Origin of the sequence: Dyella tabacisoli, from assembly GCF_003350925.1 — a bacterium.
Classification (GTDB): Bacteria; Pseudomonadota; Gammaproteobacteria; order Xanthomonadales; family Rhodanobacteraceae; genus Dyella_C; species Dyella_C tabacisoli.
In genome coordinates, this window is sequence record NZ_KZ857174.1 from 272,272 (window position 1) to 294,906 (window position 22,635).

General features: G+C 60.4%; 21 protein-coding genes. All 21 read left to right on the plus strand.

The features are described 5' to 3' along the window. The first annotated feature begins 55 nt into the window (after positions 1–55). The 21 genes from ribH to DVJ77_RS05375 all read left to right on the plus strand — a co-directional run bounded on the left by ribH (position 56) and on the right by DVJ77_RS05375 (position 22,551). Entirely contained in the window at positions 56–520 is a 465-nt protein-coding gene (gene ribH, locus DVJ77_RS05275) for a 6,7-dimethyl-8-ribityllumazine synthase (RefSeq protein WP_114844433.1), read from the plus strand. Next, positions 520–966: a transcription antitermination factor NusB gene (gene nusB, locus DVJ77_RS05280; RefSeq protein ID WP_114844434.1), complete on the plus strand. Its 447-nt coding sequence runs from the start codon at positions 520–522 to the stop codon at positions 964–966. The genes ribH and nusB overlap by 1 nt, the downstream gene beginning before the upstream one ends. Further along, complete coding sequence (locus DVJ77_RS05285) at positions 966–1,511, plus strand: GNAT family N-acetyltransferase (RefSeq protein WP_114844729.1); 546 nt, start codon at positions 966–968, stop codon at positions 1,509–1,511. The genes nusB and DVJ77_RS05285 overlap by 1 nt, the downstream gene beginning before the upstream one ends. A gap of 98 nt (positions 1,512–1,609) precedes the next feature. Continuing rightward, on the plus strand, positions 1,610–2,578 hold the full coding sequence (thiL, locus tag DVJ77_RS05290; RefSeq protein ID WP_114844435.1) for a thiamine-phosphate kinase: 969 nt from the start codon (positions 1,610–1,612) through the stop codon (positions 2,576–2,578). Then, positions 2,575–3,075, plus strand: coding sequence for a phosphatidylglycerophosphatase A family protein (locus DVJ77_RS05295; protein WP_114844436.1), 501 nt, complete (start codon positions 2,575–2,577; stop codon positions 3,073–3,075). Before thiL ends, DVJ77_RS05295 begins: the two co-directional genes overlap by 4 nt. A 200-nt stretch (positions 3,076–3,275) precedes the next feature. Continuing rightward, positions 3,276–4,844, plus strand: coding sequence for a right-handed parallel beta-helix repeat-containing protein (locus DVJ77_RS05300; protein ID WP_114844437.1), 1,569 nt, complete (start codon positions 3,276–3,278; stop codon positions 4,842–4,844). A 173-nt stretch (positions 4,845–5,017) separates the two neighbouring features. Then, positions 5,018–5,986 (plus strand): potassium channel beta subunit family protein, encoded by a 969-nt coding sequence (locus DVJ77_RS05305; RefSeq protein WP_114844438.1) that lies wholly within the window; start codon positions 5,018–5,020, stop codon positions 5,984–5,986. 113 nt (positions 5,987–6,099) lie between these two features. Further along, a complete protein-coding gene (hemP, locus tag DVJ77_RS05310) occupies positions 6,100–6,321 on the plus strand; it encodes a hemin uptake protein HemP (RefSeq protein WP_380037140.1) in 222 nt (73 codons plus the stop codon). A gap of 162 nt (positions 6,322–6,483) precedes the next feature. After that, positions 6,484–7,044: a hypothetical protein gene (locus DVJ77_RS05315; RefSeq protein WP_114844440.1), complete on the plus strand. Its 561-nt coding sequence runs from the start codon at positions 6,484–6,486 to the stop codon at positions 7,042–7,044. Between the two features lie 182 nt (positions 7,045–7,226). Further along, the gene (locus DVJ77_RS05320) at positions 7,227–8,495 is read left to right on the plus strand and encodes an efflux RND transporter periplasmic adaptor subunit (protein ID WP_114844441.1); all 1,269 of its coding nucleotides are present in this window, start codon (positions 7,227–7,229) and stop codon (positions 8,493–8,495) included. Positions 8,496–8,648: 153 nt separating this feature from the next. Continuing rightward, positions 8,649–9,374 carry an ABC transporter ATP-binding protein gene (locus DVJ77_RS05325; RefSeq protein ID WP_114844442.1) on the plus strand — a complete coding sequence of 242 codons (726 nt, stop codon included), beginning with the start codon at positions 8,649–8,651 and terminating at the stop codon, positions 9,372–9,374. Positions 9,375–9,449: 75 nt separating this feature from the next. Next, positions 9,450–10,757, plus strand: coding sequence for an ABC transporter permease (locus DVJ77_RS05330; RefSeq protein WP_114844443.1), 1,308 nt, complete (start codon positions 9,450–9,452; stop codon positions 10,755–10,757). A 13-nt stretch (positions 10,758–10,770) separates the two neighbouring features. Then, a complete protein-coding gene (locus tag DVJ77_RS05335) occupies positions 10,771–12,003 on the plus strand; it encodes an ABC transporter permease (protein WP_114844444.1) in 1,233 nt (410 codons plus the stop codon). Between the two features lie 46 nt (positions 12,004–12,049). Next, positions 12,050–13,363, plus strand: coding sequence for an ABC transporter permease (locus DVJ77_RS05340; RefSeq protein WP_114844445.1), 1,314 nt, complete (start codon positions 12,050–12,052; stop codon positions 13,361–13,363). Between the two features lie 10 nt (positions 13,364–13,373). Next, the gene (locus DVJ77_RS05345; protein WP_114844446.1) at positions 13,374–14,618 is read left to right on the plus strand and encodes an ABC transporter permease; all 1,245 of its coding nucleotides are present in this window, start codon (positions 13,374–13,376) and stop codon (positions 14,616–14,618) included. Positions 14,619–14,670: 52 nt separating this feature from the next. Next, entirely contained in the window at positions 14,671–15,978 is a 1,308-nt protein-coding gene (locus DVJ77_RS05350; RefSeq protein ID WP_114844447.1) for an ABC transporter permease, read from the plus strand. Positions 15,979–15,986: 8 nt separating this feature from the next. After that, the gene (locus tag DVJ77_RS05355) at positions 15,987–17,210 is read left to right on the plus strand and encodes an ABC transporter permease (protein ID WP_114844448.1); all 1,224 of its coding nucleotides are present in this window, start codon (positions 15,987–15,989) and stop codon (positions 17,208–17,210) included. 124 nt (positions 17,211–17,334) lie between these two features. After that, positions 17,335–18,651 carry an ABC transporter permease gene (locus tag DVJ77_RS05360; protein WP_114844449.1) on the plus strand — a complete coding sequence of 439 codons (1,317 nt, stop codon included), beginning with the start codon at positions 17,335–17,337 and terminating at the stop codon, positions 18,649–18,651. A 14-nt stretch (positions 18,652–18,665) separates the two neighbouring features. Then, the gene (locus tag DVJ77_RS05365; protein ID WP_114844450.1) at positions 18,666–19,919 is read left to right on the plus strand and encodes an ABC transporter permease; all 1,254 of its coding nucleotides are present in this window, start codon (positions 18,666–18,668) and stop codon (positions 19,917–19,919) included. 82 nt (positions 19,920–20,001) lie between these two features. Next, positions 20,002–21,324 (plus strand): ABC transporter permease, encoded by a 1,323-nt coding sequence (locus tag DVJ77_RS05370; RefSeq protein WP_114844451.1) that lies wholly within the window; start codon positions 20,002–20,004, stop codon positions 21,322–21,324. Positions 21,325–21,336: 12 nt separating this feature from the next. Continuing rightward, positions 21,337–22,551: an ABC transporter permease gene (locus DVJ77_RS05375; RefSeq protein WP_114844452.1), complete on the plus strand. Its 1,215-nt coding sequence runs from the start codon at positions 21,337–21,339 to the stop codon at positions 22,549–22,551. The last annotated feature ends 84 nt before the right edge of the window (positions 22,552–22,635 follow it).

The following is a 22,635-nucleotide window of genomic DNA, read 5'->3' on the forward strand; positions in this document are numbered from 1 at the left end:
AAACCCGTAAAATGCCCGACCCTGTATGGGTTTGTGGCCCTCAAGGAATTCTGCAATGAAGATCATCGAAGGCGATTTCGCCACGCCGAAAGGCCGTTTTGCCATTGTCGCGGGCCGTTTCAACGGTTTTGTCGTTGAGCCGCTGGTGGCTGGCGCACACGATGTGCTGGTGCGCCATGGCGTCAAGGACGAGGCGATCGAGCTGATTCGCGTGCCCGGTGCGTGGGAGATCGCATTGGCGGCGCATAAGCTGGCCAACTCCGGCAAATACGCGGCGGTGATCGCGTTGGGCGCGGTCATCCGTGGCTCCACCCCCCATTTCGATTATGTCGCCGGCGAATGCGCCAAGGGCTTGGCCCAGGCCGCTTATAGCTCCGGCGTGCCGGTGGCGTTCGGGGTGCTGACCACCGACAGCATCGAGCAGGCGATCGAGCGCTCGGGCACCAAGGCGGGCAATAAGGGTGCCGATGCCGCCATTGCCGCGCTGGAAATGGTCAACCTCTATGCGCGGCTGAAGTGATGAACCAGCGTCCCGAAGGTATCGATCTTGCCGCGCGTTCACGCGCCCGTCGCCGCGCTTTGCAGGCGCTATATGCCTGGCAGTTGAGCGGTAGCCACATGACTGCGGTGATCGAGCAGTTTCGTCACGAGCAAGATATGGAAGTGGCCGACCTCGGTTATTTCGAAGATCTGCTGCAAGGCGTTGCCAAGCATCTCAACGAGCTGGACGAGGGGCTTAAGCCGTTTGTCGATCGCGAGGTCGCGCAAATCGACCCGATCGAACGCGCGGTGCTGCGGCTGGCCGCTTACGAGCTGAAGTTTCGCCCTGATGTGCCGTATCGCGTGATCCTCAATGAGGCCATTGAGGTCACCAAGCGCTTCGGTGCCGATCATGGTCACAGCTACGTCAACGGCGTGCTGGATAAGTTGGCCAGCAGTTGGCGCGCGACCGAGAAGCGCGGCTGATGCAAGGTTCGGCCGCACCGCTGCCTGCCCGGCAGGTGCCGACGCTCGAAACCGAGCGGCTGCGGTTGCGGGCGCATAGGGCCGATGATTTCGATGCCTGCCTGGCGACCTGGTCCGATCCCGAGGTCACTCGTTATATAGGCGGCCGGCCATTCACCGGCGAGGAAGTCTGGGACCGCCTGCTGCGCTACGCTGGATCCTGGAGTCTGCTCGGTTATGGCTATTGGGCGGTCGAGGAAAAAGACAGCGGTCGTTATATCGGCGATGTCGGCTTTGCCGATCTCAAACGCGACATCGAGCCGAGCCTGCACGGCATGCTGGAGTTCGGCTGGGTGTTGGCGCCGCACGCGCATGGCAAAGGTTATGCGAGCGAAGTCGTCACCGCCGTTACCGCCTGGGGGCAGGCCCATGTTGGCGACCATCGTGCCGTATGCATCATCTCGCCCAATAACCTCGCCTCGATTCGCGTAGCCGAGAAAGCCGGGTTTCGGCGCTGGCAGGAAACGATTTATCACGGTAACCCGACCCTCGTTTTCACTCGCTAATGATTCAAGCCTCAATGATTTAAGCCCCTCCCCCTGCTCGTCCCAGGAGGGGAGGGGGTAGTTCGAGGCAATCAAGAACTTTTTAGGGCGGCTCTTAAATGGAATTCGACCTGATCGACCTGATCCGCCGTCATACCGCGCAAAGCCGCGATGATGTGCGTATGGGTATCGGTGACGACGCCGCGGTGCTCGCGGTGCCGCCGGGGCAGGAGTTGGCGGTGGCGATTGATACCCTGGTCGAGGGCGTGCATTTTCCACCGGGTACCGCGCCGGCCGATATCGGCTGGAAGGCCTTGGCGGTAAATCTGTCGGATCTCGCCGCGATGGGTGCCAGCCCGGCATGGGCTTTGCTGGCATTGACCTTGCCCAGCCCCGACCCGGTTTTCATCGAAGGTTTTGCCGAGGGCTTTGCGCAGTTGGCGCAACCGTATCGTCTTGCCTTGATCGGCGGCGACACCACACGCGGCCCCATGACCATCAGCATGGCGGTGCATGGTTTCGTGGCGCCCGGTAAAGCGTTGTTACGTGCAGGCGCCTGCGTTGGCGATGCGGTATTGGTGACGGGAACGCTGGGCGATGCCGCCGCCGGATTGCAGTTGCTCCAGCGGGGCGGACCCGTCGATGAAAGCGATGCGCGATACCGGTTTCTTGCCGAACGCTTAAATCGCCCCACGCCACGGCTAGCTAGCGGTATGGCGTTGCGTGAGCGGGCGACATCCTGCATTGATGTATCCGATGGCCTGCTTGCCGATCTAGGTCATATTTGCGCGGCTAGCGATGTAGCTGCCGAGATTGAGTCAGTGCTGTTGCCGCGTTCGCCGGCCTTGCTGAGTTTGTTCGACGAGACCACTGCGCGCGATTTCGCGCTAAGCGGCGGTGACGATTACGAACTTTGCTTCACCGTGCCCATGGCGCGCGTGGCCGAAGTGCAAGCCGACCTGGCCCGGCTCGGCTGCGGCGCCACGCGCATCGGCCGCATCGTCGAGGGTAGCGGCGTGCGCGTGCGCGATGTCGACGGCCAGTGGCTGGAATCCACCCGCCAAGGCTGGGATCATTTCGCCGCATGAGCGCCAAGAAAATTCTCACCGTCGAACAACGTCGCGCGCTGCTTGCCACGCCTGCGGGCTGGTTGGCGTGCGGTTTCGGTTCGGGCCTGACGCCGGTCGCGCAAGGCACCTTCGGTTCATTGGCCGCGCTGCTGCCATGGTTATGGCTGCGTGAGCTGAGCCTGCCCTGGTACGGTGTGGTCCTGGTGTTGGGTTTCGTTATCGGTGTATGGGCTTGCAACGTCGCCGGCCGGGCGATCGGCGTGGACGATCATCGCAGCATCGTGTGGGACGAATTTATCGGTCAATGGATTGCGCTGATACCGGCACTGTTGGCACCGTGGTGGATCGTCGTAGCAGGCTTTGCGCTGTTTCGTCTTTTCGACGTGTGGAAGCCGTGGCCGATCCGTTGGCTTGACCGGCACCTGAAAGGTGGCCTGGGCGTGATGGTGGACGATGTGGTGGCCGGCATCTTTGCCGCCATCGTGCTCGGCGTGCTGATGCGCTTGCTGGCTTAATGACCGACAGCTTTCGATAACTCCTTTATCCGGCATCGGAAATCTTTCCGCTGCGCGGCAAAGCTTGCTCAAAGCTTGCATGGTCCTCCATTCATTTCGTTGACGTTGTCACGGTATAGCCATCCAAAGACGCGCACCCTGGCGTGCCGACGGCGACTGCCGCGGTTCCCCTCCCCAGGCAAACGTGACATGGAGATTGCATGAAGAACGTAAGCGTTTTGGCAGGTATGCAAGCTTTGAGTTTGGCACTCGCAGCAGCGCTGTATCCGTCATTGAGTCAGGCGTCCGCGGTGCCGCTGACGGGCCATGTGTACTACGTGGCCACCAACGGTCTCAACAGCAATCCCGGTACCCAGGATGCGCCATGGCTCACCGTGCAGCGCGCGGCCAACAGCGTCGTGCCGGGCGATACGGTGTATGTGCGTGGCGGCGTTTATAACGAGACCGTGGATGTGCCCACGTCGGGTTCCGCGGCGATCGGCCCGATCACTTTTTCGAGCTATCCCGGCGAAACGGCCACGCTCAGCGGCAAGGGTCTGCTAGTACCTGCCGGTACCACGCGCGGGGTGTGGAATCTCAGCGACCGCAGTTACATCACCATCCAGGGTTTCGATGTGGGTTACTACACCGCATCAAGTACCACCGAGACGCCGATCGGCATTTATATTTCCGGCGCCGGCAGCAATATCAGCCTGCTCAATAATCGCGTCCACGACATCGTAAACACGGTCGAGAGCTGCCCTAACGGCAACGCATTCGGCATCGAAGTGTATGGCAGCCGCGCACCAGCTTCGATCAATAACCTGACCATCAGCGGCAATGAAGTCGATCATTTGCGCACCGGCTGCAGTGAATCGCTATCGCTCACCGGTAACGTCGAGCATTGGACGATTTCCAACAACGTGGTGCATGACAACGACAATATCGGCATTGCCGCACTGGGTTTCGAAAAGGCCGCGCCGAATATCGGCAGCGTCATCTACGATCAGGCACGCGACGGCGTCATCGCAGGCAATACCGTCTACAACATCAGCTCGCAGACCAACGGCGCATACCACCCTGGGGATTTCTCCAGCGACGGCATCTATGTCGAGGGCGGCACGCGAGTCACCGTAGAACGCAACCTGGTGCATCACGTCGATATCGGCATCGAGCTGGCTAGCGAAACCCTCGGCAAGCTCACCAGCGAGGTAATCGCGCGCAATAACCTGGTATATCTCTCGAACTCGGCAGGTATTTCGATCGGCGGTGCCGGCAGCAAAAACGGTGGCACGTTGAATGCCACCATCGTCAACAACACGCTGTTCCAGAACGATAGCCAAGGCACCGGCAGCGGCGAGTTTCAGATTCAGTACCACGCCAGCGGCACCGTTTTCGAGAACAATGTGATCTATGCCAACAGCAATGGATTGCTGGTCAACTTCTGGCCCAGTTCGGCGCAGAATCCCGGCTATGGCAACCCCGGCACCATCGACCATAACCTGTATAACGCGGCGGCTAGTTTGGACAACGCCAACTGGACCTGGCTGGGCACGTCCTATACCGATGTGGGCTCTTACCGCAATGCGAGCCAAAACGATGCCGCTACGCTTGTTGCCGACCCGCAGTTCGTCAATACGACGACACTCGATCTGCATGTGAGTACGGCTTCACTGGTACGCGGTGCAGGGCTGGTGTTGCCGGCGACGGTGGTGGGTAGCGTGGACTACGATGGTCAGCCGCGCATGAGCAATGGCCGCATCGACATCGGTGCCTATCAACAGCCGTGATGATTTGAGCTTCGCTTGCCGGGCCTGGTATGCATCCAGGCCCGGTCGAGGTGTGCTGAGCCGGGTCTTGCCGCGTACGCATGCAGGCACTTCATGTTGGCAGAGTAGGGAATGCATGGACGACAACACGCCGGTGTTGGCATGCTGTCCCATCCCCCTTCAGGAGCGCTCCCATGCAATACCGTCGCCTCGGCAAGTCTGGTCTGCAACTTTCCGCATTGTCTTTCGGTGCCTGGGTGACCTTCGGCCAACAGGTGGGGCGCTCGCTCGCCCGCGATTTACTTGCCTTGGCGCACGAGCGCGGGGTGAATTTTTTCGACAACGCCGAAACCTATAACAACGGCATTGCCGAAACCTTGATGGGCGATGTGCTGGCCGATCTACGCTTTCCGCGCGATAGCTATTGCGTGTCGAGCAAGGTGTATTTCGGTGCGGTGAAAAATCCGCTGCCGACCCAGCGCGGCTTGTCGCGCAAACATGTGATCGAAGCCTGTCATCAGGCGCTGCATCGCTTGCGCGTGGACTATCTGGATCTGTATTTCTGCCATCGCGCCGATCCCGATACACCGATCGAAGAAACTGTCGCCGCGATGGATACCTTGGTGCGCCAAGGCAAGGTGCTGTACTGGGGCACCAGCGAATGGCCGGCTGAGGCTATCCACGAAGCGCATCGTGTCGCGCGGGAGAATCACCTGGTCGCACCGGTGATGGAGCAGCCGCAATACAACGTGCTGCATCGTGAGCGGGTCGAGCAAGAATACGCGCCGCTGTACGACGCTTATGGCATGGGCACCACGATCTGGTCGCCGTTGGCCTCGGGCGTGTTGACCGGCAAATACAACAACGGTGTGCCGAGCGACGCGCGGCTGGCGCAACCCGGTTACGAATGGCTGCGCCAAGGTGTGCTGGGGCTGGGCGATGAAAGCATCGCCAAGGTGCGCCGGCTGCAGCCGGTCGCCGATGAGCTGGGGGTCAGCTTGGCCCAGTTGGCCATCGCCTGGTGTCTGGTCAATCCGCATGTGTCCACGGTGATGCTCGGCGCCAGCCGGCTGGAGCAGTTGGAGCACAATTTTGCGGCGCTGGATCTGTTGCCGAAGCTCGATGCCACTGTGCTGAAACGAATCGAGCAAGCCACGGCCTAGGTCCCGGCGGGGTGCCGTAATCGATGGGCGGAAGCGATGGGGCCTATAGGTGTTGACTATCAAATGAGAATCATTATCATCAACTCCGCCCTTGGCTGATAGCGGAACCTCTCATGTCGATGTCTACTTTGTCTTTGTCGTCTGCACACGTTGAAGCGCCGGCTCGTCTTATGCGCTTGCTCAGCCTTAAACCAGCCCCTGCCGGTGTAACGCTGGCACGGCGCATTTCCAGTCAGGTGCTGTTGGAAGGCGCGCGTGAGCTGGTGATCCAACACCAGGGTAGCGAGTACCACCTGCGTCTGACCCGTAACGACAAACTCATTCTTACCAAGTAATACCTCGGGGCATGGATGCCCCCGAGCCTCGCTCATTCAAGTCGAGGCACCCCGCGTCGCCGGCCATGGCCGACGCTCCATGTTTGGCCTATCGCCAGTGCCATGTGCTTCGGTTGTTGCCGAGGCATGGCCAGCCGGGTCTCCTTCGAGAGGAGCACAACGATGTTCGGCTGGTTTGCACATGCGCTTACTGCGGTCTGTCCACATGCTGGTGCGGGTTCGGCCAGTCGGCGTTGGTTGCGGATCACGCCGGAGTCATTGCTGGCGTATCTACCCTTGCTCGGCAGTGTGCTGTATCTACCATCGCGCGCAAAACACCCGACGACCGGAATGTTACCGAACGGTTGGCTGGTCGAACGCGCGGAGCTGGAGCCGCTGTTGCATACCTGCTGGTTGATCGCCGCCAGTGCGATCAATGTGGATGGCCCGCGCGAATGGCTGGAATGTATCGATGCGCAGGGATGCCTGCGGGCACGATTGCATTTGTTGCCCGATACCGACTACCTCGCCTGGGATGCCTTGCTTGCCCAGGGCAAACCGCTGGCGTTGCCGCCGCATCGGCGCGTACAACAACCTTTGCGTCTGGCCAGTGCGTCGGTGATGGTTTTTCAGCATCGCCGGTTGGCGGGTCTAAGCATCTTGAGCAGCATCGCGCCCTCACGGCTATCTACCCTGGGCCAGGGCATCGCCCGCGATGTGGCTCGCGCGGAAGCCGGGCTCTAGCAGACGCTTGGCCTCGGCGGACAATGTCCGTCTGTCCGTGAGACTGTCCGCGGACAGTGACCGCATTGTGCGAGTCATTTGTAAATCATTGAATTAATGTACTTATCGCAAGCGAGTCGGGTTGGCACGCAGCTTGCTGATACTGGTCAGGGGCCGCACCGTTCGCGGCTAGGGACTATTCAATGATTCGCGATACTTCCGCTCAAGACCGCCTGGTCGAGGTCAAGCCAAATCGTAAGCGTCTAATCATGATCGGTGGCGGCGTGGCCGTGCTTGCCGTGCTGGCGCTGGTGCTACCGCAGGCCAGTCGCCTGTTTTCCGCCGATGCGTCGGTCAGTACGTCGCGGCTGGCGTTCGGCGTGGTCGAGCGCGGCTTATTTGTGCGCGACATCGCCGCCGAGGGCAAAGTGGTGGCGGCGGTAAGCCCCACGCTTTATGCCACCTCGGGTGGTGCGGTGACCTTGAAGGTGCACGCCGGCGATTCAGTCAAGAAAGACCAGGTGCTTGCCACGATCGTCAGCCCCGAGCTGACCAACAAGCTGGCGCAAGAGCAGAGTGCCGCCGACGCGATGGAAGTCGATTACAAGCGGGCGCAGATCGACGCGCGCAAGAAGCGCGGCGAGTTGCAGAAAGCACTGGATAACGCACAGATCGATCAGAAGTCGGCCGAGAGCGACCTGGTGCGCTACCAGAAGGCCTTCGCGCAAGGCGCCGTGCCCAGCCGCGATGTAGACAAGGCCAAAGACACGCTGCAAAAAGCGCAGATCACCACACGCCATGCCACGACCGATCTGGGCATGGACGGCGACAGCCAGAATTTCGATATCGAATCGAAGAAGCTTGCGCACGATCGCCAGGTGCTGCTGGTGAAAGACCTGCTGCGCCAGGTCGACGACCTCAATGTGCGTTCGCCGGTCGACGGCCAGGTCGGCCAGCTATTTATCGCCGAGCGCGCCACCGTGGCCAAAGATGCGCAGTTGCTCAGCGTCATCGACCTTTCCGCGCTGGTAGTGGAAATGAAAGTGCCGGAAAGTTTCGCTCGCGATCTGGGCATCGGCATGGGCGGCGAGATCACCGGCAACGGCAATACCTGGAAGGGCCTGGTCAGTGCGATCTCGCCTGAAGTGGTCAATGGCGAAGTGGCGGCGCGGCTGCGCTTCGACGGCGAGACGCCGAAGCAACTGCGGCAGAATCAACGTCTGTCGGTGCGCATCTTGCTCGATAAGCGCGACAACGTACTGATGGTGCAGCGCGGTTCCTTTGTCGACGAATCCGGTGGCAGCTATGCCTACCTGGTGCGCGACGGCATCGCCGAGAAACACCCGATCCGCGTCGGCGCCAACAGCATCGACAAAGTGGAAATTCTCGATGGCCTCAAAGAAGGCGACCGCATCGTGACCTCCGGCACCGACAGTTTCAAAAACGCGGCCCGCGTAGCCATCAGCCGCTAATGATTTCTCCCTCCCTGCGACCGAAGAGAGCCCCTCTTCGGGACATGCGGGGGAGGGCTGGGGTGGGGTGAGCCTTGCGGCAAGCCTTCACCCCCTCCCAGCCTCCCTCTGTGCACAAGGGGAGGAGTTAAAACCACCACGAAGGATTCAGCCATGCTCAAGATGACTCACCTGTCCAAGGTCTACCGCACCGAAGTAGTGGAGACCTATGCGCTGCGCGATTTCAATATCGATGTGAAAGAAGGCGAGTTCGTCGCCGTGACCGGGCCATCGGGCTCGGGCAAAACGACGTTTCTCACCATCGCCGGATTGTTGGAAACCTTCACCGGTGGCGAGTACCACCTCGATGGCGTCGAAGTAAGTCATTTGAACGACAACGCGCGTTCGAAGATCCGCAACGAAAAAATCGGCTTCATCTTTCAGGCATTCAACCTGATTCCCGACCTCAATGTGTTCGATAACGTCGAAGTGCCGCTGCGCTATCGCGGCATGAAATCGGCCGAACGCAAGAAGCGCATCATGGAATCGCTGGAGCGCGTGGGCCTGGCCTCGCGAGCCAAGCACTATCCGGCCGAACTCTCCGGCGGTCAGCAGCAGCGTGTAGCTATCGCGCGCGCATTGGCCGGTTCGCCGCGCCTGCTGCTCGCCGACGAACCGACCGGCAACCTGGATACGCAGATGGCGCGCAGCGTGCTGGAGCTGCTCGAAGAGATCCATCGCGAAGGCGCCACCATCGTCATGGTGACCCACGATCCCGAGCTGGCCGCACGCGCCCAGCGCAACGTGCATGTCATCGATGGTCAAGTGGTCGACCTGGCGGAAGACCCGCGCTTCCACGCGCATGTGGCGCAAGTGGCGGAAGCCACGCACGGCCGTTGATCGAGAAGGGCCTCTTCCCCGGCGGTGTCGGGGAAGAGGTTGGGGGAAGCAGCAACAGCTATTCGGAAATCATCCATGTTCGCTTACTACTTTCAGCTTGGCCTGCGCAGCTTGCGCCGCAACCCGATCTTGACCGCGCTGATGGTGATGGCGATCGGTTTCGGCGTAGCGGCGTCGATGACCACGTACTCGGTCTTTCGAGCTACGTCGAATAATCCGATTCCGCAGAAATCGTCGCAGCTATTCGCTGTGCAAATCGATAACTGGGGGCCGGAAGACAACGACAAGGGCGAGCCGGCGAGTTCGCTGAACTACACCGATTCCATAGCGTTGATGAAGGCGCATAAGGCCAAACGGCAAACCGCGCTGTATCCGGTGGGCCTGGCGGCAGTACCTGCCGACGCCAATCTGTTGCCGTTTCGTACCAACGGCTACGCCGTTTACGGCGATGCTTTTCCGATGTTCGATATGCCGTTTCTCTACGGTGGCGGCTGGAGCTCGGCCGAGGACGACGGTCATGCGGCTGTCGTGGTTATCGCCCGCTCCATCAACGACAAATTGTTCAACGGCGCCAACAGCGTAGGGCGCGAGATCAATCTCGATGGACACAACTATCGTGTCACCGGCGTGCTCGATAGCTGGGACCCAAAGCCCTTGTTCTTTGATCCGGTCAACACCTCGGGTTTTGACGATCCGGTGGACTTATTCATTCCGTTCACGCGTGCCATCGAATTGAAGATGAGCACCAACGGCAACAACAACTGCAACAAAAATCCGGGCGATGGTTGGGATGCCTGGCTGCATTCGGAGTGCATCTGGGCACAGTTCTGGGTCGAGGCGCCAAGCAAGGCCGACGTCGATACCTATCGACAGTTCTTGCAGGGCTATGCCGCCGAGCAGCAGCGCGCGGGGCGTTTTCATTGGGCGCCCAACGTGCGTACCCGCGATGTCATGGATTGGCTCGATCATCAAAATGTAGTGCCGGCCGAATCGAAGATTTCATTGCTGGTGGCGATGGGTTTCTTGCTGATCTGCCTGGTCAACACGGTCGGTTTGTTGCTGGCTAAATTCATGCGGCGCGCGCCGGAGATCGGTGTACGCCGTGCGCTCGGCGCATCGCGCCGTGAAATTTACGGGCAATTTTTGATCGAGGCCGGCACGGTCGGTTTGGCCGGCGGCCTGCTCGGCTTATTGCTCACCGGCCTGGGTGTGTTTGGTGTGTCCTTGGTGTTCGACCCGAAGATCGCGCGACTGGCCACGCTCGATGCTTCGCTGGTGGCGCTGACCATGCTGGTGGCGGTATTGGCCACGGTATTGGCGGCGTTCTATCCGACCTGGCGTGCGGCGCAAGTGCAGCCCGCCTGGCAACTGAAATCCAACTGAGCGCGAAACGACCATGATGCAGATCAAACCGATTCTCGCCGCGCTCAAACGTCATAAGGCCGGCACCATTCTTATCGCCCTGCAAATCGCCCTGACCTTGGCGATCGTCTGCAATGCGCTGTTCATCATTCAACAGCGCGTGGATCGACTGTCGCGGCCCACCGGCATGATCGAGACCGATCTGATGGCGATTCAGAACCGCTGGGTGGGCATCGACGATGAGGCGACCGCGCCGTTAGTCAAGGCCGATATACAGATACTGCGCTCATTACCTGGTGTGGAAGATGCGGTGTCGACCAATTCGTTTCCGCTGCGCGGCGGCGGTTGGTCGATGGGTGTTCGCCTTAATCCCACGGCGAAGAAGCCGATAACGCAGACCACGCTTTACTTCGTCGACGATCATGCCTTGCCCACGATGGGCGCCAAGTTGATCGCCGGACGTAATTTCCGTGCCGACGAAGTAGTCACGATAGATCCCAAGGTGTTCGAGTCATCGCCGGTCGTCATTATCACTAAGGCGCTGGCCGACAAAGTTTTTCCTGATGGTTCGGCGCTGGGTAAGCAGATCTATATCACCGAGGGCGCACCCTCAAGCACCGTGATCGGCATCGTCGAGCGTCTGCAGGTGCCGTGGAATGGCAATTTCGCCAACAAATTCGAAGGCAACTCCACACTGTTGCCCATACAGCTCAGCGGCAACTTCAGCGCCTATTTGATCCGCAGCAAACCAGGCCAGCTCGCCAGTGTTCTCAAGGCAGCACCGGCGGCGTTATTCAAAGCCAATCGCATGCGGGTGATTCCGAGCGAACGTGGCGTGCGTACTTACGCAGATGTGCGCGAGCAGGCTTATAAGAGCGATCGCGGCATGGCGATATTGATGGGCATCATCTGCGTGGTGCTGCTGGCGATCACCGCCGCGGGCATCGTCGGCTTGACCAGTTTCTGGGTCGGGCAACGGCGTAAGCAGATCGGCGTGCGCCGTGCCCTGGGCGCAACCAAGCACGACATCCTCAGTTATTTCCTTACCGAGAATCTGCTGATCGGCATCGGCGGCGTGGTCGTGGGCGCCATGTTGGCGGTAGGGATGAATCTCTGGCTGATGCAGCAGTTTGAAATGGCCCGCCTGTCGCCGGTGTATGTGATCGCCGGCGTGATCGTGCTGTTGTTGCTGGGTCAGGGCGCGGTGCTGGCGCCGGCGATGCGTGCCGCGCGCGTATCCCCCGTAGAAGCCACCCGGTCGGTTTAGTTTTCCCTCCTCCCTTGCTTGCAAGGGGGGCATCACGGAGCAATGAATGTTTGTGCACTATGCCCAGCTCGGATTACTCAGCCTGCGTCGCAACCCGCTGCTGACTGCCTTGATGATTATGTCGATTGCTTTCGGCGTGGCGGCATCGATGGTCACTTATGCGGTGTTTCGGGCGGTGTCGGGTGATCCAATTCCACAAAAATCGGCGCACTTGTTCGCTCCGCAAGTGGATAACTGGGGGCCGCAGTACAACCGCAAGGGCGAGCCGGCTTCGGCCATGACTTATACCGACGCGATGGCCTTGATGCATGCACATAAGGCGAAGCGGCAAACGGTGTTGTTCCAGGTGCTGATGTCGGTCATGCCGACACAGGGTTCCGGCCTTCCATTCAAGTCGGCGGGCTACGCCACCTACGGCGATTTCTTTTCGATGTTCGACGTGCCGTTTCAATACGGCCAGGGTTGGAATGCGCAAGACGACGATAACCGCGCCGCGGTGGCGGTCATCAGTCGCGATCTCAACCAGAAGCTGTTCGGCGGCGCCAACAGCGTAGGGCGGGAGATCGAGCTGGAAGAGCAAACCTATCGCATTGTCGGCGTTACCGAGCACTGGGATCCCAAGCCGCGCTTCTTCGACATGTTCAACGGCAATGCGTATACCGATGCATCGGAGGTCTACATCCCGTTCACTCACGCCATCGATTTGAAGATGGATACCGGCGGCAATAACAGTTGCAGCGGTGTCGGCAATCGCGGTGTCGGCTGGGATGGCTGGATTCGCGGCGAGTGCGTGTGGATCAGCCCCTGGGTGGAGTTGGACAGCAAGGCCGATGCCGATGAATACCTGCAGTTCTTGCATGCCTATGCGCAGGAGCAGCAACGTGCCGGCCGCTTTAGCTGGGCACCCAATGTGCGCTTGCGCGACGTCAACGCATGGCTCGAATTCCAGCATGCAGTACCGCCGGAGAGCCGCCTTTCATTGACGGTTGCATTGGGCTTTTTCGTGATCTGCCTGGTCAACACCATCGGCTTGTTGTTGGCCAAGTTCATGCGCCGCGCGCCGGAGATCGGCATTCGCCGCGCGCTGGGTGCATCGCGCGCGGACATCTATCGGCAGTTTCTGGCTGAGGCGGGCATGGTCGGCCTGGCGGGCGGTGTCTTGGGGCTGTTCTTGACGGGCCTTGGCATGGCGGGAGCGGGCATGGTGTTCGAGCCTCAGATCGCTCGGCTGGCGCATCTGGATATGTCGCTGGTCGCGCTGACTTTGCTGGTCGCCATAGGGGCCACTGTATTGGCGGCGTTCTATCCCACCTGGCGGGCGGCGCAAGTGCAGCCGGCCTGGCAGCTCAAGTCCAACTGAGGGATCGATCATGCAGATCAAACCTATTCTTTCCGCATTGCGCCAGCACAAGGCCGGCACAGTGTTGATCGCCATGCAGATCGCCCTGACCCTGGCCATCGTCTGCAATGCGCTGTTTATTATCCAGCAGCGCCTCGCGCATTTGTCCGAGCCCAGCGGCATCGACGAAACGCATCTTTTCGTGGTCGAAAATCAGTGGGTAGGCAAACCATCGCCTGACCAGCTCGATGCGCAGATACGCGCCGACCTGAGTGCGCTGCGGCAACTATCCAGCGTGCAGGATGCATCGGTCAGTAACTCTTATCCGCTACACGGCGGTGGCTGGGACGATGGCCTCAAGCTCAAGCCCGACCAGGCTAACGCCACCACTGAAGCGGCCATCTATTTCGCCGATGAGCACATGCTGGCGACCCTGGGCCTGAAGCTGATCGCCGGGCGCAATTTTCGTGCTGACGAAATCGGCCATATGGGCATCCGCGATGCATTGGCGCCACCGGTCATCGTCATCACCAAGGCACTGGCGGAAAAGCTTTTCCCATCAGTGGATGGTCATGCGAATGCGGCCCTGGGTAAAACCGTTTACCTGATGAGCAATCGGACCACCATCATCGGCATCGTCGATCAACTGCAATCGCAGAGTGTGGCGCGCTGGGCGGCCGATTTCGCGCATCGGTCGGTGTTAGTGCCGCTGCGCCTGGTGTCGCCGCAAGGCACCTATTATCTGATTCAGGCGAAGCCAGGACAGCTTGACGCTGCCATGCATGCCGCCGAGCCGACGTTGCTTGCGCAAAGTCGCAAGCGGGTCATCAGCGATAAGGATGGCCTGCTGAGCTTCGCCGAGGTTCGTGCCCACGCCTATGACAGCGACTATGGCATGGCCGTGTTGATGGGCATTGTTTGCGTCGTGCTATTGGCGATCACCGCAGCAGGCATCGTCGGCTTGACCAGTTTCTGGGTCGGCCAGCGCCGGCGGCAAATCGGTGTGCGCCGTGCGCTGGGCGCGACACGCCGGGACATTCTCAGTTACTTCATGACTGAGAACCTGCTGATAAGCAGTGGCGGCGCGTTACTGGGCGTACTGCTCGCCGTCACCATGAATCTTTGGCTGGTCATTCGCTTTGAAATGCAGCATCTGTCTCTTCTGTACGTCTTTATAGGGGTGGCGATCTTGCTCTTGCTCGGCCAGTGCGCGGTGTTGGCGCCGGCCATGCGTGCTGCACAGGTGTCGCCAGTGGAAGCTACGCGAACGGTGTAAAGACTATTGGCCCTCTTCTTAATAAGCGGAGGGGGCGTCCTGGGAGATGTAAATGTTCGGCTATTACTTGGACCTGGCGCTGCGCAGCCTCAGGCGCAACAAGATGCTCACCGCATTGATGGTGCTGGCGATCGCGCTCGGCATCGGCGCCTGCATGACCACGTTCACCGTGTTGCATGTGCTGTCTGGCGATCCGCTGCCGGACAAGAGCGCGCGACTGTTCTATCCGCAGGTCGACCCGCTGGATATGGACGGCTATGAGGCCGGCAAGGAGCCAGAGCGGCAGGTCACCTGGATCGACGGCATGAACCTGCTCAAGGCCAAGCGCGGCGAACGGCAGGCGCTGATGACGGGTGGCGCAGTGCCGGTACAGCCGACGCAATCGAGCATGGACCCGTTCTTCAGCGATGCGCGCTATACCACGGCCGATTTCTTTCCGATGTTCGAGACACCGTTTCTCTATGGTCACGGCTGGAGCGAGGCAGAAGACGATGGCAAGGCTCGTGTGGCAGTGATTTCAAGGTCGCTCAACGACAAGCTATTCGACGGCAAGGACAGTACCAATCAGATACTGCGCATGAAGGACACGGCGTTCCGAGTGATCGGCGTGCTCGATAACTGGCGCCCCAATCCGCATTTCTACGACCTCAATATGGGCCAATACTCCGTTGCCGAGGACGTATTTCTGCCGCTTGCCACATCGCGCGACCTGAACCTTGCGCGAAACGGCAGCAGGAATTGTTGGGGCAAGGGCGGCGGCAACGACGATGAACACCTCGAAGTCGCCACCTGCGTATGGCTGCAGTTCTGGGTACAACTGCAAAGCGCAGACAAGGCCGCCGATTACCGCACCTTCCTGGATAACTATTCGAAGGAGCAGAAGGCGCTGGGGCGCTTTGAACGGCCGTCCAACGTCCGCCTGTCGAACCTGATGGAGTGGTTGGACGTCAATAAAGTGGTTCCTAGCGATGTGCGCCTGCAAAGCTGGCTGGCGCTGGGTTTCCTGATGGTTTGCCTGGTCAACACGGTCGGGCTGATGCTGGCCAAATTCTTGCGCCGTTCCGGTGAACTCGGCGTTCGGCGCGCGCTGGGTGCTTCCAGGCGCGAGGTGTTTATGCAGTTGCTGGTGGAGGCCGGTGTGATTGGCCTGGCCGGCGGTGTGGGCGGCGTGCTGCTGGCCTATCTCGGTCTTTGGCTGGTGCGGTTGCAGCCGGCGGACTATGCCTCGCTGGCGCATCTGGACCTGCCGATGTTGCTGATTACTTTTGTTCTCGCCATTACCGCCAGTCTGCTGTCGGGCCTGCTGCCCGCCTGGCGCGCATGCCAGATCACTCCTGCGCTGCAGTTGAAGAGCCAATGAGGGCCGCCATGGATATCCTTCCGATTCTTTCCACGCTGCGTCGGCACAAGATCACCGCCTTGCTGGTGATCTTGGAGATTGCGTTGACCTGCGCCATTGTCTGCAACGCGGTGTTTCTGGTCAGCCAGCGGCTGGAGCGCATCCACATGGTCAGCGGTGTCGCCGAGCACGAGCTGCTGGAAGTGGAACTCGCCAATATCGGTCCAAAAGCCGATGACAGTGCGCGTACCGCGGAGGATCTCGCCGCGCTTCGGCAGATCCCCGGCGTAACGTCGGTGGCTTCGGTGAACCAGCTTCCTTTCGCCAATTCGTCGAACAACAGCGGTATCAAAATCGATCGAAAACAAAATAAGTCGTCGCTCAATGCCACGACCTATTACGGCGAAAATATCGCCGATACGTTCGGCCTGCAGCTTGTCGCGGGCCGTTTCTTGAAGGCTGACGATTACGTGGATATCGACACGGCGAAGAAGGCTTTCGTTGCTGGCGATGCCAAGGGATTGCCTAAAAATACCGTGATTACCCTTGCCATGGCCGAGCGCTTGTGGCCGGGGCAGCAAGCGTTGGGCAAGCAGATCTACATGGGCAACGACCTGCCGTTGACGGTGGTTGGCGTGATAAAGAATCTGGTGCGCCCATCGATCTGGGATGACGCTACCGCGCAGTACAGCATGTTGGTGCCGATACAGGTCAGCGATGGTGTGTACGCGATTCGTACGGCACCGCAGGAGCGAGATAGGGTACTCAAGGCCGCTCTGGAAAAGCTCAAACAAGCCAATCCGCATCGGGTGGTGCTGCAAAAGCGAACCTGGGATGAGATCCGCGAGAAGTTTTTCCAGAACGACCGCGCCATGACCGGCTTGCTGGTTGGCGTATGCGTGGCGCTACTGGTGGTTACTGCGCTGGGCATCGTCGGCCTTGGCAGCTTCTGGGTAGCTCAGCGTCGTCGTCAGATCGGCGTGCGTCGTGCATTGGGTGCGACGCGCGGCAACATTCTGCATTACTTCCAGACCGAGAACTTTCTGCTGGCCACCATCGGCATCGTGCTCGGTATGGCGCTGGCGTACGGGGTCAATCTGTTTCTGATGGTGCACTACGAGCTGCCGCGTCTGCCGGTGATGTATTTGCCGCTGGGCGCGGTGGTGTTGTGGCTGATCGGCCAGGTCGCCGTGCTCGGGCCTGCCATGCGCGCGGCAGCGGTGCCACCGGTGGTGGCTACACGATCGGTGTAACGACTATGGCTCCCTCCTCTGCAAGCAGGGGAGGGTTGGGGAGGGGTAAAACCTCGCGGTGTGCATACACCCCTTCCAGCCTCTCGCTCTGCCAACAGAGCGAGGAGCAAACCTGGGGAAACGAATGTTCGACTACTACCTCGACCTCGCCTGGCGCAGCTTGCGACGCAGCCCAGGGCTTACCGTGCTGATGGTGCTTGCCATCGGTTTCGGCGTGGCTGCATCGATGACGACTTATTCGGTATTTCGCGCGGTATCGGGTGATCCGATTCCATGGAAATCGTCCAAGCTATTCGTGCCGCAGATCGATCCGTGGGGGCCATCGGGCCGCGCTAGCGATGGCGAGCCACCCGACGCGTTGACCTATACCGATGCGATGGCCTTGATGCATGCGCATCGCGCCAAGCTGCAGTCGGCGATGTACCGCATATCGCCCTCGCTGGTGCCCGAACAGACGGGACAGCACCCGATCAATGTTTCGGGTCACGCCGTGTATGGCGAGTTCTTTCCTATGTTGGACGTGCCCTTTCTCTACGGCGCGGGCTGGAGCGCCGACGACGATGCGCATCAGGCGCCTGTGGTGGTCATCAGCGGCGAACTCAATCGAAAATTTTTCGGTGGTGCGAACAGCGTGGGCAGAAGCTTGAGTATGGACGGCAAAGACTATCGCGTGGTCGGCGTCATGGGTGACTGGAATCCGCAGCCGCGCTTCTATGACCTGGCCTCCAGTGCCAACTTCAATGCCATCGGCGAGGGTGTTTTCATTCCGTTCGAACGCGGCATCGCGGCGGGGATCTATAACAGCGGCAATACCAATTGCTACGAGCCGACAAAGGGTGCTGGCTTTATCGGGCTACAGCAATCGAGCTGTACCTGGGTTTCCTATATGGCGTTATTGGATAGCTCTGCGGCGGCAAGCCAGTACCGGCAATACCTCGATAGTTATGCGCGCGAGCAGCAGCAGGCCGGTCGCTTTCACTGGGCGCCGAACAATCTTCTGCGCGACGTGCCAGCGGTGCTCGATCATCAAGGTGTCGTGCCCAGCGACACACGCATCTCGCTGCTGGTCGCACTGGGGTTGCTGGTGGTTTGCCTGGTCAACACCGTGGGCTTGATGCTGGCCAAGTTTCTGCGTCGCAGCAGTGAGATCGGTGTGCGTCGCGCACTGGGGGCGCCACGTCGTGCCCTGTACGCACAGTTTCTGATCGAAGCGGGATTGATCGGCGCGGCTGGTGGCGCGCTCGGTCTTCTGCTCACGGGAGCAGGAGTGATGAGCGTGGGTCTGGTGTTTCGCCCTGAAATCGCCGCGCTGGCCCGGCTGGATTGGTCGCTGCTGGGGATCACCATGGTGCTGGCGGTAGGCGCAACGCTGCTGGCGGGCCTTTATCCGACCTTTCGAGCTGCGCGGGTGCAACCCGCCTGGCAGCTCAAGTCAAACTGACCCGAGGCCTGATTATGAGCGTATCTCCCATTCTCAGCGCCTTGCGCCGACATAAAGCCGGCGTGGTGCTGATCGGTCTACAGATAGCGTTGACCCTGGCGATTGTCTGCAACGCGATATTCATCATCGGCGAACGCATTGAGCGGATGAACCGGCCCACCGGCATTGTCGAGCGCGATTTGTTTCTGATCCAGCAGGCCTGGGTCAACGCACCGAGCGAAGAGATAGAGGGCAGTTCGCAAAAACTGGGCGCCATGCAGCAGGAGGATCTGCTTGCGCTGCGCCAGTTGGCCGACGTCGAATCGGTGGCGCCGACGACCAGCATGCCCTTGCTCGACAGTAGCTGGAACGAAGGTATCCGCCTGGATCCCGAGCAACAGCAACAGACGGCACGAGTGAGCTTTTATCTGGGTGATGAACAATTGCTGCCGACGCTGGGCTTGCGCTTGGTGGCGGGGCGTACGTTTACCAGCGCGGATATTCTGCATCAGGGGCTGCGCGATATCCGCCAACCACCGGTCGTGATCGTGACCAAGGCGATTGCCGACTTGTTGTTTCCGCATGGCGATGCGGTGGGCAAAGTGGTTTATCTGGCCGGGACTCACAAACCCATCACCATCATCGGTGTGGTGGAGCGTCTGCAGGTGCCGGGACTCAATCGCTGGACGGCGAGCTTTGCCTATAACTCAGTGGTGCTGCCGATTCAGCGCGAGGGATTCTTCGCGTTTTATGCGGTGCGTGCCAAGCCGGGGCGCCTGCAGGCAGCGATGCAGGCAGCGCCCGCCGCACTGTATAAGGTCAATCCGCTACGGGTGTTTGCGGACATCAAGACGCCTGCGCAATCGTTCGCCGCCATTCGCGCCCGCGCCTATCGCGACGATATCGGCATGGCGATCTTGATGGGCGCGGTGTGTTTAATCCTGCTTGGCGTTACCGCTGCGGGCATTGTCGGCCTTACCAGCTTCTGGGTGGGCCAGCGTCAACATCAGATCGGCATCCGACGTGCGTTGGGCGCGCGGCGCATCGACATTCTGCGTTACTTCCAAACCGAAAATCTTCTTATCGCCAGTGGTGGCGCGATGGTTGGTCTGGTGCTCGCATTTATCCTGAATCTTTGGTTGATCCGTCACTACGAGATGAGCCGTATGCCGCTGATCTACGTGTTGACCGGTGTGGTTGCGGTACTGGTGTTGGGGCAGCTTGCGGTATTTGTGCCGGCCAGGCGCGCTTCAATGGTGCCGCCGGTGGTGGCGACGCGTTCGGTCTAGTACTTCGACGCAGTGCACAGCTTCACCCGCTTCCAAGCTCTCTTGTGCAGGCAAGGGAATGACAGAATCCTTGGAGATTTCCATGTTCGGCTATTACTTGAATCTTGCTTTGCGCAGCCTCAATCGCAACAAGGTGCTTACTGCATTGATGGTGTTGGCGATCGCGGTCGGCATCGGCGCGAGCATGACTACGCTGACCGTAATGCACTTGCTGTCGGGCGACCCGGTGCCGACACGCAGCGGCACGTTGTTCTATCCACAGATCGATCCGGTCACGGTGGATGGTAACCATGCGGAGCCGCTCGACGTGATGGACTACCACTCGGCGGTGGATCTATGGCACGCGCAACGCGCCGAGCGCCAGGCCATGATTGCCAGCAGCACGATCAAGCTGCGTGCGCCTGACGTCAATCTGCCGCCGCTGATGATGCCGATGCTGGCGACAACGGCGGATTTTTTCCCGATGTTCGACGTGCCGTTCCAATATGGCAGTGCCTGGCAGGCGCAGGACGACGAGCATCGTGCACGGGTGGCGGTGATTTCCGCGCAGTTGAACGACAAACTGTTCGGTGGGGCCAATAGCGTAGGGCGTACCTTGCGACTCAGGGACACTGACGTGCGCATCGTCGGCGTACTCAAGCCGTGGCGGCCGTCGCCGCAGTTCTACAGCGTGGCCGGCGGGCGGTTCGCGCACGGCAATACGGCCGACTATTACAGCAAGCCGGAGGACGTCTATCTGCCGTTCTTCAGCGGGCTCGAAATCAATGCCGGCAGCTTCGGCGTCTTCAACTGCTGGCGTGTGCCCGACGACTACGCGCATCTGGAAAACGCACCATGTAGCTGGATCTCGCTATGGGTGCAGCTCGGCAGCTCGGCGAAAGTCAGCGATTACGCTCGTTTCGTGGCCGACTACGCCGCCCAGCAAAAGGCGCTGGGGCGCTACACGCATGCCGAGAACACCCGCTTGCGCAGTCTGATGCAATGGCTGGATTACAACCGGGTCGTGCCCAGCGACGTGCGCCTGCAAACCTGGCTGGCGTTTGGTTTCCTCGGTATTTGCCTGTTCAACACGATCGGCCTGTTGCTGGCGAAGTTTCTGCGCCGCGCGGGCGAAATGGGGGTGCGCCGCGCGCTGGGCGCCACCCGCGGCGCGCTCTTCGCACAATGCCTGGTCGAGGCGGGGCTGATCGGTTTGCTTGGCGGCCTGGGTGGATGGCTGCTGACGCTGATGGGACTCTGGCTGGTGCGCCAGCAGCCTGCTGTCTATGCCGATCTTGCCCATCTGGATATGGCGATGTTCCTGATTACCTTCGTACTGGCGATTGCGGTGAGCTTGCTTGCCGGCGTGTTGCCGGCGTTGCGCGCCAGCCGGGTAGCGCCTGGCCTGCAATTGAAAACACTCTAAGGGGAAGGTTTTATGCAGATCAAACCCATTTTCTCCGCACTGCGGCGTCACCGCCTCGCCACCCTGCTGATCGCCTTGGAGATCGCGCTGGCCTGTGCGGTGCTGTGCAATGCGTGTTTTCTTATCGCCAATCGCCTGCAATTGATGCATATCCAGAGCGGTGTGGACGAGGCTTCCCTGGCAGTCATCAGCTTGACCGGTTTTGAAGATGCCCAGGCCGTCGACCTCAACGCACGTGTGTCGGCGGGATTGGGCGCCATGCCGGGCGTGCAATCGGTCAGTGTCATTAACACGGTGCCGCTCGGTCGGCGCAAGGGCACTGCAGGTATCTCGCTCGATCCCGCCGGACAACATTTCGGTGGCGTGGTCGATTTCTTTCTCGGCGGCCCCGGTGCGCTTGACGCACTTGGTTTGCGCGTGGTCGCGGGGCGGCATCCACTGCCGGACGAATATGCGCCAATCACCAGTTTTGTGCCGAGCAATTCAACGGTGCTGGTGACTCGCGCGTTAGCCGAACACTTGTGGCCTGGCGTCGATCCGTTGGGCAAAGAATTCTGGTGCGACAAATTGCATTTTCGTGTGGTTGGCCTGATCGAGCATCTGGTGCGGGCCGATCCAGGCGGGCGCGGTGCGGACACGGCGGAGTGGGCGGTATTCGTGGCGGCGCAACCGGGGCCGAAGTTTGCCGGTACCTATCTATTGCGGGCCGATCCCGCAGAGTTGCCGCGTGTCGTGCGCGATGCGCGTACGGCCATCGCCAAGATCGCCCCGGATGCGGTGTTGGAGCAAGAAGACAGCCGCAGCGTGAGTGATCTACGCGAGAGCCGTTTCCGCCAGGACCGTGCCATGGCCGGCATGCTGGTCGGGGTGGTGCTGGCGCTGTTGCTGGTGACGGCACTGGGCATCGTCGGCCTGGCCAGCTTCTGGGTACAGCAGCGCCGCAAGCAGATCGGCATACGCCGTGCCATCGGCGCCACGCGTCGAGACATCCTCAGCTATTTCCAGACCGAGAATTTCCTTATCGTCAGCGGCGGCATCGGGCTTGGCATGTTGTTGGCTTTCGCGCTGAACCTCATGCTGATGAAGTTCTACGAGCTACCACGCCTGCCGTTGTATTACCTGCCTATCGGTGCCCTGGTGCTATGGGCGCTGGGGCAATTGGCGGTGCTGGGCCCGGCCTTGCGAGCGGCGGCGGTGCCGCCGGTGGTGGCGACGCGTTCGGTGTAGCGCGTCCTTCCGTATGGGAAGCGAGATCTTGCGATGCATGCTGTCTGGCACAGGACAGCAGCCTTGTTCGGTTGTGTACTGGCA